Annotated in this window: 13 protein-coding genes; 3 read left to right on the forward strand and 10 right to left on the reverse strand. The window is 57.3% G+C overall.

Translation table 11 applies throughout. The features are described from left to right. Positions 1–292 precede the first annotated feature (292 nt). The 7 genes from EAH74_RS13980 to EAH74_RS14010 form a co-directional block, all read right to left on the reverse strand. Entirely contained in the window at positions 293–1,165 is an 873-nt protein-coding gene (locus tag EAH74_RS13980) for an alpha/beta fold hydrolase (protein WP_140679220.1), read from the reverse strand. A 29-nt stretch (positions 1,166–1,194) separates the two neighbouring features. After that, on the reverse strand, positions 1,195–2,052 hold the full coding sequence (locus tag EAH74_RS13985; protein WP_240050514.1) for a DMT family transporter: 858 nt from the start codon (positions 2,050–2,052) through the stop codon (positions 1,195–1,197). A gap of 34 nt (positions 2,053–2,086) precedes the next feature. Continuing rightward, positions 2,087–2,698, reverse strand: a complete 612-nt coding sequence (locus EAH74_RS13990; protein ID WP_140679224.1) for a flavodoxin family protein — start codon at positions 2,696–2,698, stop codon at positions 2,087–2,089. Between the two features lie 4 nt (positions 2,699–2,702). Beyond that, positions 2,703–3,389, reverse strand: a complete 687-nt coding sequence (locus EAH74_RS13995) for an iron-containing redox enzyme family protein (RefSeq protein ID WP_140679226.1) — start codon at positions 3,387–3,389, stop codon at positions 2,703–2,705. Further along, on the reverse strand, positions 3,382–3,936 hold the full coding sequence (locus EAH74_RS14000; RefSeq protein WP_140679238.1) for an acetyltransferase: 555 nt from the start codon (positions 3,934–3,936) through the stop codon (positions 3,382–3,384). The genes EAH74_RS13995 and EAH74_RS14000 overlap by 8 nt, the downstream gene beginning before the upstream one ends. 13 nt (positions 3,937–3,949) lie before the next feature. Further along, a complete protein-coding gene (locus tag EAH74_RS14005) occupies positions 3,950–5,305 on the reverse strand; it encodes a phenylacetate--CoA ligase family protein (RefSeq protein WP_140679240.1) in 1,356 nt (451 codons plus the stop codon). A 301-nt stretch (positions 5,306–5,606) separates the two neighbouring features. Next, complete coding sequence (locus EAH74_RS14010; RefSeq protein WP_140679242.1) at positions 5,607–6,506, reverse strand: LysR substrate-binding domain-containing protein; 900 nt, start codon at positions 6,504–6,506, stop codon at positions 5,607–5,609. Between the two features lie 105 nt (positions 6,507–6,611). Between EAH74_RS14010 and EAH74_RS14015 the strand changes: the two genes are divergently transcribed. Continuing rightward, positions 6,612–7,220: a LysE family translocator gene (locus tag EAH74_RS14015; protein WP_140679244.1), complete on the forward strand. Its 609-nt coding sequence runs from the start codon at positions 6,612–6,614 to the stop codon at positions 7,218–7,220. Here EAH74_RS14015 and EAH74_RS14020 read toward each other — a convergent pair. Next, positions 7,217–7,981 (reverse strand): ArsR/SmtB family transcription factor, encoded by a 765-nt coding sequence (locus EAH74_RS14020; protein WP_140679246.1) that lies wholly within the window; start codon positions 7,979–7,981, stop codon positions 7,217–7,219. The two genes, EAH74_RS14015 and EAH74_RS14020, sit on opposite strands and share 4 nt — an antisense overlap. 82 nt (positions 7,982–8,063) lie before the next feature. Between EAH74_RS14020 and EAH74_RS14025 the strand changes: the two genes are divergently transcribed. After that, positions 8,064–9,185: a cytochrome P450 gene (locus EAH74_RS14025; protein ID WP_140679248.1), complete on the forward strand. Its 1,122-nt coding sequence runs from the start codon at positions 8,064–8,066 to the stop codon at positions 9,183–9,185. Positions 9,186–9,212: 27 nt separating this feature from the next. On the opposite strand, the gene EAH74_RS14030 is transcribed toward EAH74_RS14025, so the two are convergent. Next, positions 9,213–9,689 (reverse strand): MEKHLA domain-containing protein, encoded by a 477-nt coding sequence (locus EAH74_RS14030; RefSeq protein ID WP_140679249.1) that lies wholly within the window; start codon positions 9,687–9,689, stop codon positions 9,213–9,215. 81 nt (positions 9,690–9,770) lie between these two features. After that, complete coding sequence (locus tag EAH74_RS14035; protein WP_140679251.1) at positions 9,771–10,652, reverse strand: LysR family transcriptional regulator; 882 nt, start codon at positions 10,650–10,652, stop codon at positions 9,771–9,773. A 139-nt stretch (positions 10,653–10,791) separates the two neighbouring features. Here EAH74_RS14035 and EAH74_RS14040 point away from each other — a divergent pair, with 139 nt between their 5' ends. Then, complete coding sequence (locus tag EAH74_RS14040) at positions 10,792–11,823, forward strand: D-cysteine desulfhydrase family protein (RefSeq protein WP_140679253.1); 1,032 nt, start codon at positions 10,792–10,794, stop codon at positions 11,821–11,823. Positions 11,824–11,846: the final 23 nt, after the last annotated feature.

Consider the following 11,846-nt stretch of genomic DNA (forward strand, 5'->3'; position numbering starts at 1 on the left):
ATTAATCACTGTTTTTGGGTGTTTGACTGAAACAGACAGCAAGACACCGGCGGATGCTGAATTAGCGACGCCAGATATTGCTTTTGAAAACCGAAAGATGGGCAGTGTTGGACTCGGATGAGGATCCGAGGGAATTTTTCAGCACTGATAGTCGGTAATACATTTAAGACTTCCTGTGTCTTGAAAGGCATTGCAGGAGTTATCCCTGAATGCCCATCGGATACTACTCATAGGTTCAATACCGGTCAACCTACAATTACCCAGGCTTTACCAGGTGTTCCAAAAATCGCCGTCAGTCAAGAAACCGCTGGATAGCGTCCAGGGTCTGGTCGGCATATTCCAGATACGGAACATGCCCGGCACCCTCGATGATGCAGACACTTGCCTGCGGCAAGAGGCTGTTGACCTCGTCCAGACAGGAAACATCAAACACCCGATCATTGCTCCCCCACACAATCAAGGTCCGGGCCTGAACGTCAGCTAGCCGCCTTTGAAGCGGGTAGAGGCCTGCGCCCTTGAAGTCCCCCAATATTTTCCCGACCTTCGCATAGCGAAGCGCGCCCTTGATAGCCAGAGCCTTTGCCAGAAAGGCCGGGACCTTGGGGGCTCGAGTAAATACGATCGCCCAAAGCCCCTGCATTTCACTGACAGACCGATAACCAAACGGATGCTTGCCAGACTCAAAAAACTGGCTCATCGCTGGACTTGGCCTTACCGCCGGCAAGCCGGCGGGCGCCATTGCGATTAAACCGGACACCGCAGCCGGATAGGCGGCGGCATAAAGGCAGGCGATGCAGCCGCCAATGGAACTGCCGATCAATACGACGTCGTTGAGGGATTGCGCATCAAAAAACGCCTTCAGCCGCTCCACTTGAGCCGCGGGACCGTAGCTTTGCGTGCCGTCGAACGAGGACTCGCCTTCACCGGGAAGATCCAGAAAAATGCAATTGTAAGCCTGCACCAACGAATAAATCCGCGGCCCCCACTGATCCTTACTGGCCCCTAATCCATGAAGGAACACCAAGGTGGGCCCGGCCTCGCGGCCGCTCGAGTGCAAATAGGCGATATCGTAACCCTTTGCCTTCCAGCGGCGGATTTTGAGTCCGTAGCGAAACCGGTTTTGCCAACGCAAGGCGAACAACGCCAACTGTCCTGGCCACTTCATGAAAAATCACCTCCCAACGGGTTCGCCGATTAATCGGCCGGGTTGTTGCCTGCGCAAACCTGCCTGGGTTGCAGGCGAACCTGGCAAAGCCCGACACCGGCCAAAACCGCCACACCGCCGACGACGAGGCTCAGCGACAGGCCTTCTTTCAGGAGAAGCTGGCTGACTGCGACGGCAAACACCGGCACCAATAACAGAAACGGCGTCAACCGCTGGACAGGGTGTCTGCCCAACAGCCAATACCACAGGCCAAATCCGATCAGCCCACCACTGACCGCGGTATACAACACAGCGGCCCAGGCCGTCGGGCTGGCCGTGAGGACTGAACCCCACGCGTGCCCCTCAACCGCAGCCGAAACAATCAGCAACTCCGGCGCAGCGATCAATGCTGTCCACGCGCTGATCGCCACCGGGTTGAAAGGTCCCCATCGCTTGGTAAGCAGCGTTCCTACGGCGAAGACAAAAGCCGCAGCAATCACCAGCAATATGCCCGACAGCGCACCGCCCTTGCCGACGCCGCCCAGCACCGTCAGCACGCCTAGCAGCGCGATGACAATTCCCCCTACGACGGGCAATGCGATACGCTCCCCCAATACCGCAAAGGCCAGCAACAGAGTGAAAGGTGTCGCCAGTTGGTAAGCGATGGCAGACGTCGACGCATCCACTCGCGAGATGCCGCAGTACAGCAATCCGAAATGGAGCGCCCCTACCAGAGAAGCAATCCAGAACACTGGAAGCCATTCGCTGCGTTTGGGGATTCCGCAAAAAGGCATCAACACAGCGGCCATCAAGGCGAAGCGCATCGCGACCATCAGAATAGGCGGAAGCTCTTGCCCGCCAATTTTAACCGCCGTCACTTGTGCCCCCCACAAGAACGCCACCAGCACGGCTATCAAAGAATCTCGAATAGGCATTTATCCATCATCCCGTTTGAAATTGTACTTGTTTGAGTAGGCGCAAACGCTCGGCGCCGCGACGGGGTCGTTCGTTCAACTTGTGATAGTGCTCGACGAGGCGATCCAGGGTTTCGCGCAGTGCCTGCTCCGCTTCCGGGTCCTGAACGAGTTGCGTGTTGAACGTGGCCGGAAACCCCGAACCGACCAACACCATTTTGTTCAACAGTACGTTGAGTACCACCTGGCCAAATACCGCCGTGTGACCGTATCGACGCCCCACCACCGCCACCGCTGCAAGCTTGTCGCTTAACGGGCGCTCCCGGGGACGCATGAAGCCATAGCCCACGCGCTCCAGAAACGCCTGGAAACGGCTGTTGGTTCCATAGGCATGCATCACCGGCAGGTACAGGATGGCGTCCGCTTTGACCATTTCATCAACGATCTTGGCGACATCGTCCTGCAGGGAACAATCGATGAGTGAACAGGCGTTATCGGCATCGCAGTAGTCGATACGGTAATCGCGAAGCCAGAGATCTTCGACCGAGGCGCGTCCTTCCAGGTGGCGTCGAATCAACGACACCACCCGACTGCTGACCCCGTGTGCCCGGTTTGACCCGACAATGACGATCAGCTTCATCAGGTCAGGACGCCTTGGCCAATGTGGCGTGGGCGAGACGTTCATATTCCAGCAGCGACTCTTCCAGCAACTGGCCAGTGAGGTACAACGTCACCCTCGCCACTTCTTTGATCAGCGCGCGCTCTTCATCCGTCTTCACCGCGCGCTGCATCGCCAGGCGCACTTCTTCGGAATGCTTTTCATCGATAGTCGAATGAGCGACAAAGAACGTCATCTGCTCGTCTTTAAGCCCCAGGTCTACGCGGAACTTATTCAGGATGGGCTGGATGTGGTCATACACTTCTTCCGCCCAATAGCTGTACCCCAAACGGGCAATCGGCCCCAGGCGGATGGCCACATCGTTCAGATAAGCGATCAGTGCCTGAGTGGGAGGAAGCGGTGCAGGCATCGACGCAGGCAAGGCACCGATGGATTCCAAGTCACGAATGACCATTTTCTCGTGGCCCAGCTCTTCAAGCGCGTGCTTGTAAACGAACCGCAGCAGCGTTGTCTGGGACGGATCCGCGCTGAACGCACAAGCCGCCTGATTGATCGAGTTGAACCGGGTGTAATGATAAACCTGAAGCATTACCTGCTGATAAAGCTCGACCGTAATGGTCTGCTCAAGACTGTGATTCCAATAGCGACCTTTTTTGATTTTGGCCCATCCACTGTCGACAATGGCATCCAGTTCTTTAAAAAATTTATCCATGAGCTACTTTCCCTTTAATGGTGTTAAAGACGGTTTCCAGTTCCAGGTAAACCAAACTGTAATCACGTGATGATTGACGGTTCGTCCAAGTAATGTCGTCGGCCAGAACATGCCCTCCAATATCGACATACAAGGCAGCCAGGCGCCCCCGACACAATGCCGAGATGTATCGAAATTGCGTATTGGCCTTCAACCAAATGGCTGTTTGTAAAAGAAAGAACCTTAAGTGCAAACCGCCTCGGTACTTTTCATCCAGCACCAGCCGATTGGCATCAAAAGAATCCATTGGATGAGCAAAGTAATGCCCCACATTAACGACCCGCTCGACAAAGCTTATGCCATGCCCTAACGGGGTAATTCGAATGGCGCCGACAATCTCGTTTCCATCCAGATAAGCCATGTGGTACGAGTCGGTATCGCGTATTGCCTCGGTATCGGAAAAGCTTTCCTCGCTGGCGGGGTTGTCACCAATGTAGCGCGATCTTAAAGCGCGGACTTTCTGGAACAGTTCACTTTTCGCCGACACGATTTGCACGGACATGCTCATACAGGGCCCTCGACTATCGGCTGCGCTGGTCAACAATTCGCGCTTCTTTCCAGCTGAACCAACTGCCCAGATTCACGTGATCATCAAGGTCATCGACCATCATGATGGTCGCCTCCACCCCTAGGCGCTCACGCACACGCTCTCGAATCAGCAGCGTCAATTGGCTGCGATCACCTTGGTAAAACCTGGACATTTCCATTTTGGCGATCACCGTATCCCTGCTGTTCACGCAGTTGATAACGATTTGATACCCCAGGCATTGCTCGACACCTTCAAGTAGCGCCTGCTCGATCTGGCCCGCCGTGAAGGCTTTGCCGTTCAGGGTCATGGCGTCTTTGACACGCCCGACCACTTTCATCACTTGCGCGAGGGCGATCGGTTGTTTCGGGGCTTTTTGAATGGAGACCAGGTCGCCCGTACGGTAGCGAATCAAAGGTTTCACGCCGTCGATCAGCATGGTGACACACAGCTCACCCTCGCCGCTGTCACCCAGACTTTCGCCCGTTTGCGGGTTCAACACCTCAAAGATGTAATTGAGCCGATGAGGCATCAATTGGTCGCTGGTATTGGCAGCGGCAATGATCATTGCTTCCTGGGAGCCATATAGACTGTTGTACGCTTCACAGCCCCAGAGGCTGTACAAGTTGTTCTTCAGGGCTGGCGTACACAGTTCACCGCTCATCATGAACGCCCGCAAATGAAAGTCCTCGCGCGGGTTGAGGCCCAGCCGCTCGGCTTCCTTGGCCAGTGCCAGCAGCAGACCCGGGGCCGAAGCGACTACGCCGATACGCAAGTCTTTCATCAACTGGAGCGTCTTGGGATAGCCAATGACCGGGGAATGTGGCCAGATTTTGGCGTTACAAACACCCAGCTGATGACAGACATCACCCAAGGTGTCACCGAACGAATGCACCTCAGTCGGCCCCATGACGCCTACAACGGTTTTCTCCGTAGGGAAATGTTTCTCCAACACCGCCTGATAGGCCATCGCGAGTTGTTTGTTACTCGCGTAACTTTCTTTTTTATCTCGCGGGCAAGGCGTCGCCGGGCCGGTCGTGCCGGTGGTTTCATAATAATAAATGCTGCCTTCCAGCGTGCCAGACAAAATGTCCAGCATGGACCCTCTCAAATCGTCCTTGGTGGTAAAAGGCAGTGAAGAAAGATTTGCCAGCGTGACGCCTTCGACATCGATATCTTTAAAGTGCTTGCCGTAGAAAACGGATTTGCTCTTGACGTGTCGGAGCACAGTGTTAAGCCGTTCTTCGTGCCAATGCTTAAGGTCGTCTTCACTTAATGTATTGGTCCAGTACGCCCGATGAATATCGTCATACTTTATGGTGAATTCATCAAACCCCTTTCTTGCACCCATCACTTGCTCCCTCATCGACATTTATGTTCTTCGCCATTAAGGCTGCCCTCTCTGGGTGCAGACATTAACAAGCCACGAAAAACCATATACCTGTCTACTGAAGCAGTTGTTGGCGCGAAAACTATATGCTAGTGCCGACCTCTCAAGTGGGGAGGCTTGTCTGAGTACATGAGAATTATTGGATTCCATGGCCATATGGCCCTGCGCCGATGACCTGTTAGGAAGGTGGCCGAGGAGTATCCATAGATAGCGGATTTACCCTTAGACCGATAAGAGTAAGTCGTTTAGAGCCCTGGGTTCGTCAGATGCCTTGAAGCCCATCCTGAGCAATCCGGGCAAACAACCACTCCACAAACACCCGGGTCTGCGCCGTCACATCCGGCGCGACACCGTAGTAATAACGCGGCAACGGCATTCGCAACTCGGGCAACGGGCAGATCAGGCGACCGCTCGAGAGGTGGGAGCCCAGCAAAGAGGTCGGGCACAAGGCAATGCCCTGTCCTTCTACGGCGGCCTCAAGCACCAGGTGCATGTGGTCAAACTGCCGGGTGACCTGAGTGGCGGACTGGCCTTGACCAAAATGCAGGGCCCAGTTGTGCCAATCTTCGCGACGCGCCTTGGCGGTCAGTAACGTGTGCCGGCTAAGGGACGCGAGGTCTTCAAGGGCCAGGCGCTGGATCAGCGAAGGCGCCGCGACCAACAACAATTCGTCTTCGAAGAGGGCTCGCGCCTCAATCGCCGGCGCCCAGTCGTCACGACCACGGCGAATGACGATGTCGAACCCGTCGCGTGCATGATCGGGCGCCTGGGTCTGGGTGATTACCTGCGGTTTGATGTCCGGGTGCTGCGTATTGAAATCCGCCAGCCTGGGCATCAGCCAAAGCATGGCAAAGGACGGACGGACATTGATCTTCACGGTCGGCAGCGAGGCGTGCTGCTTGAGTTCAGCCGCAGCGTTGGCGATCTGCGCCAGCCCGGCACTGACCTGCTCATAAAAGCGCTGACCGGCCGGCGTCAGCACCGATTGACGGATACGACGCTCGAACAGCAGCACACCCAGGTGCTCCTCAAGCAATTTGATGTGCCGGCTGACGGCACTGTGACTGACATGCAGCTCTTCGGCCGCCAGGCTGAAACTCTGATGACGAGCAGCAACAGCGAAGGCGCGAACAGCATTAAGCGGCGGTAGTGGATTTATCATGCGTCTAATTTAGTCACATATGCACCGCAATTAAAGCGTTTGTCACGCCCACGTCGTCACGCCAATCTGCCAGCACGCAGCTAGCGCCACCTGACGGAGCAAGACATGAACAGCTACGGACTCTTTCTACTGTTTGCCACCCTGACCATTTTGAGTCCAGGGCCTGGCGTGGTCCTGACCCTGTCCAACGCGGTGCGCCACGGCTGGACGGGGGCCGTGCCAGGCATTCTGGGGATCGCGTCGGGTGCGTTTATCGTCGCCGCCATCAGCGCCACCAGTGTCGGCCTGATCCTCAGCACCTCAGCCAACGCCTTTACCGCCTTGAAATTCGCGGGGGCCGCCTATTTGTTGTACCTGGGTTACAAAAGCTGGCGCTCGGCTGGTTTCAACACGCTGCTTGAAACGCGCCCCTCAAGCCCGGGCTATCGCTTCCTTGAAGCGGCTTCGATCCAGTTTTTGAACCCCAAGGCAGTATTTTTCTTTCTGGCGGTGTTCCCGCAATTCATCGACACCTCAGCGCACTTCTCTACCCAGTTTTTTAAACTGGTCGCCTCCTATGGCGTACTGGTGATCCTCGTCCATGGCAGCTATGCCTTGCTCGCCAATGCCGCCAAAGGCTGGTTGTCGAGCCCGAAGGGTTCCTGGCTGGCGGCGAAAGTCTCGGGCGTGACCTTCGCCGGTTTCGGCGTGCTGATGGCCTCGGCCAGTCGCTAAGGTGCCGAACTGGCGTTCGCGCGACGCCTTGTCTCGGTGAATGCGGGTTGTGCTGTCGATACCTGAACAGGCAGTTCAACGGCAAACCGGCTACTGAGCTCCTTTCGCCCCGTCGCCGTCAACGCCAGCGCGCGGCTGTCCAGGTCTTGAGTCACCCATTTGCGCTTGATCGCCGTTTGCAACAACGCCGCCCCCAGTGAGCCGCCCAAATGCGGCCGACGCATGCTCCAGTCCAGACATGGGCAAGCGAAGCGGCGACGCAGCGTGCTCAAGTCCTTGACCTCGATACCCAACCCTTCAAACAACGCCTCACCGCTGTCGCTCAGCTGATAGACCTGTTCATCGGTTTCCAGCAGCCACCCCGCTTCGATCATCCGGTCATGCAGCAGCACCGCCAACGTGCCGGCCATATGGTCGTAGCACGTGCGGGCGAATTGCAAGCGATCCGGGGTGCGCGAATTGAAGGTCGGCGCGGCGTTCTGGCCGATCACCATCAACGCTTCCAGCGCCTGGGCGACGCGCCTGTCCGTCAGGCTGTAATAGCGATGGCGGCCCTGAACATGCAAACGCACCAACGCCAGTTCCTTGAGTTTGGCCAGGTGCGCGCTGGCGGTGGAGGCGCTGACTTCGGCAATCGCCGCCAACTCGGTGCTGGTGCGGGCGTGGCCGTCCATCAGCGAACAGAGGATTTTCGTCCGGGCCGGTTCCGCGATGGCCGCCGCCACGTGAGAAACGCCGATGTCATGCTGTTCTACGTTCATATTTCGCTCCCGGACGAATCAAGGCCCTTTCGGACTGGAGATAGTAGCAACACTTTTCCAACCACGAACAAGGCTGCGACCCATGGACCCGATCATCGCTGCGACTCACGCCGACCCTTATCCCTATTACGCGCAACTGCGCGCTGAGGGCGGGCTGGTTTTTCACCAAGGACTGAAAGTGTGGGTGGCGAGTAGCGCCCGAGCCGTTGCGGCTGTGCTAGCGCACCCTGACTGTCATGTCCGGCCGTCCCACGAGCCGGTGCCCAAGGCGATTGTCAGCGGGATGGCCGGCAAGGTCTTTGGTCAGTTGATGCGGATGAATGAGGGCGAACGGCAGCGTTGTCCAAGGTCGGCAATTCAACCAGGGTTGGCGTCGATTGATGTCCATGAAGTCAATGCACTGGTCGGCGCTCGCCTGATCACCCCGGGCGCCGATGGGTTGTACAAGGCGATGTTCCGCGGGCCGGTTTGCGTGGTGGCTGCATTGCTGGGCTTCTCTCCGGCTCAGGGCCGGGTTATCAGCGAGCTGACGGCGGACTTCGTCGCGTGCCTGTCGCCCCTGAGCGATCAAGCGCAACTGGAGGCGGCGCACGGTGCGGCGGAACAATTGAGCGGCTATTTCATTGAACTGCTGGATGACCCGGGCAATCAGAGCACCCTGCTCGCCGGAATCCGCCAGCGCTTCGCGGCAACCTCTAGCGACTCCGAAATGTTGATCGCCAACCTGATCGGGCTGTTTTCCCAGACCTATGAAGCCACCGCCGGGCTGATCGGGAATGCGCTGTTGGCGTTGATTCGAAACCCGTCGTTGCACAGCGAATCGACACCCGTTGACAACTTGATCGCTGAAGTTCAGCGCTTCGACCCGTCGGTGCAGAACACCCGCCGGTTTGTCGCTGCGCCTTGTGAAATCGAGGGGGTAAGCCTGAACCCCGGCGACGTGATTCTGGTGCTGCTGGCTTCGGCTAATCGTGATCCGCAGCTCAATGACCATCCCGACGTCTTTCTTCTTGATCGTCCAGACCGGCGCAGTTTCACCTTTGGTATTGGGCGGCATCAATGTCCGGGGCAGATATTGGCTCAGTGCATTGCCAGCGCTACATTGAAGGAGATTCTGACGATGAAGCCTGCTTTGGATCGCCTGACCTGGCATTACCGACCTTCGCTGAACGGGCGTATTCCGCTGTTTAGCGATTTGCCGTAAGACCCCGGGAACGATCAAAACGCGCAATCAATCAACCTGACCAACACGCTCCGCATCCGGCCAGAACAGTGCCGCCTGCCCCCGATGCTCACCGTGCTGATCGATCAGCGTCCAGACTTTGCCTTCGTGAATCATGAAGGCATTGCCATTCCGATCCACCCGATAACCGCTGTAGCCATGAGCAATCCCGTTGGCCGTGACCTGTTCCAGCAACATCTGGCGCATGGCCCGGTCCAGTGGCGAAGCGCTGAACCGTGATGGCATGCCGAGGAACTGCGAGCGATCGTATTTGAAACAGGCCAGCGTTTGTTCGTTGGCGTAGAAGAAGCACGGATCGGCTTCGGTGCCATGGGCCAGCAGGCTGTATGGCGCGTGCGCGTGTAACCAGTGCAAGCGCTCAGGTCCGGTCAGCGACTCAGGGGCTGGCAGGCTTTGGCCGGTCCAGCGCAGGTAAGCTTCGTCCAGTAGTTGAACAGCAGCTGCATATTCGTTGATTGACGACACGCGCCCTCCCACGCAAAGGCGTTGGTTTTAGATGCGTCGTAGCCTATCGAAACCCTGCTGAAAAATCCGCATCCACACCAGTCACGCCAGTCGATCCGCAACAAAATCGATAAAGGCTTTCAACTTGGGCAGTGATTTTCGCGAGCGTGGATACACCATCTGTACTGGTTTGGGCGGCGGCGCATAGGCGTCCAGGATCCGCACGAGTTCGCCATTGGCCAAGGCAGCCGACACCAGGAAATCGGGCTGCATCAAAATCCCCTCTCCGGCCACGGCCGCCTGCAGCAGCACTTGACCGTCATTGCTTTTCAGCACCGCCCCTTCAGGCCAGGGGACTTCGCTGGCGCCGCTTTTCAAAGGCCAGGCAAACCGATTATTCCAGGACGTGTGGGTGAGGATTCTGTGTCGGTGCAGGTCTTCGGGGGATTGGGGTTCCTGCCATTTTTCCAGGTACCGGGGCGATGCGCAGATCACCATTCGATACGGTGGCAATGGCTTGGCCAGCAGATTCACGCCGATCAGTTCGGAAATCCTGAACGCCAGATCGAATGACGTCTCGTACAGGTCCACCACTTCATTGCTCAGAATCAACTCGACCTGGATCTGCGGATAACACTGCATGAATTCCGACACCAGAGGACCGACCAAGGCCACGCCGAGGGTCATCGGTGCGGTGATTCGCAACAGGCCGCTGGGCTCCGGGCTCGACGCCTCCACCCGGCTGAACGCGTACTTCACCTGTTCCAGTGCCCGCTTGGCCTCTTCATAAAATAACCGCCCCTCCCCGGTGATGGATTGGCGTCGGGTGGTGCGTTGAATGAGCTGGGTGTTGAGGGTTTTCTCCAGGCTCTGGATATGCCGTCCAACCATGACCGCCGACATGCCAACTTCACCGGCCGCATCGGCGAAGCTGCCCGCCTCGACCACGGCGACGAAAACTTCCATTTGCCTGAGTTTGCTCATGACCATGCCTTGTGAAGGGAGGAAACGGAACGCTTGATTAAGTACATCAGGTTAAAGGAGTAATAACCGGCAATGCGTTTATCACGAAGGGCTTTCTCCATAGAGTCATATTATTAAAACGAACAACGAGGCTCCATTGATGCAAACCCTTCTGGACACGTCACTGAGTTCTTTTGCGCGGGCAGACCTTCTGCAAGGCCCCACGCCCATTCAGCGCGCCGAACGCCTCGAACAACTGCTGGGATTGAAGTCGCAGGGAATCGGCCTGTTTCTCAAGCGCGACGATCATATGCTGATTGGCGGTGGCGGTAACAAACTGCGCAAACTCGAATTCCATATCGGCGCAGCGCTGGCGGCCGGAGTCGACACTGTGATCACCGTGGGCGGCATTCAGTCCAACCACGCGCGCCTGACTGCTGCGGTGTGTGCTCGCCTGGGCCTTGCCTGTGAACTGATCCTTACCCGCGCCGTCCCCAAAACCGATGTAGATTACGAACTCAACGGCAACGTTCTGCTCGACCAGTTGTTCGGCGCACAGCTACAGGTACTTGCCGGGGGCAGCGACTCACTCGCCGTGGCCGAAACACGGGCCACGCAACTTCGGGATTCGGGGCGCAACGTGCTGGTGATTCCCACCGGTGGCTCAACACCTCTGGGCAGTCTCGGTTATGCGCGCTGCGCGGCGGAGATCGCACAGCAAGAGACGGAATTCGGCCTCAGCTTCAATCAGGTCGTGGTGCCCAACGGCAGCGCCGGCACCCACGCCGGGCTCGCGGCGGGCTTCCAGTTGCTGGGCCGAGGCACCTCGATCGTCAAGTCCTATTCGGTTTTATCCGATCAAGACAGTTCAGCGGCCAGAACCCGGCAACTGACCCAGGACGCACTGGCGCTGTTGGGCAGTAGCGCCATTGTGCAGGCTGAAGAGATCGCCATTGACGGCAGTCAGTTGGGCGACGGTTACGGTCTGCCAACGCCCGCGATGCAGGAAGCGGTGCGCCTGATGGCTCGCGCCGAAGGTCTGTTGATCGACCCGGTCTACTCCGGCAAAGCGTTCGCCGGGCTGTTGGCCGATCTCAGACAAGGACGCTATCGTTCCGGGGACAACGTGCTGTTCGTGATGACCGGCGGAATACCGGGTCTTTATGCCTACCGGGAAACCTTTCAGTCTTAGCGGTTAATCGTCGCGGCCCTTTG

It is taken from the genome of Pseudomonas mandelii (assembly GCF_006438925.1).
Classification (GTDB): domain Bacteria; phylum Pseudomonadota; class Gammaproteobacteria; order Pseudomonadales; family Pseudomonadaceae; genus Aquipseudomonas; species Aquipseudomonas mandelii_C.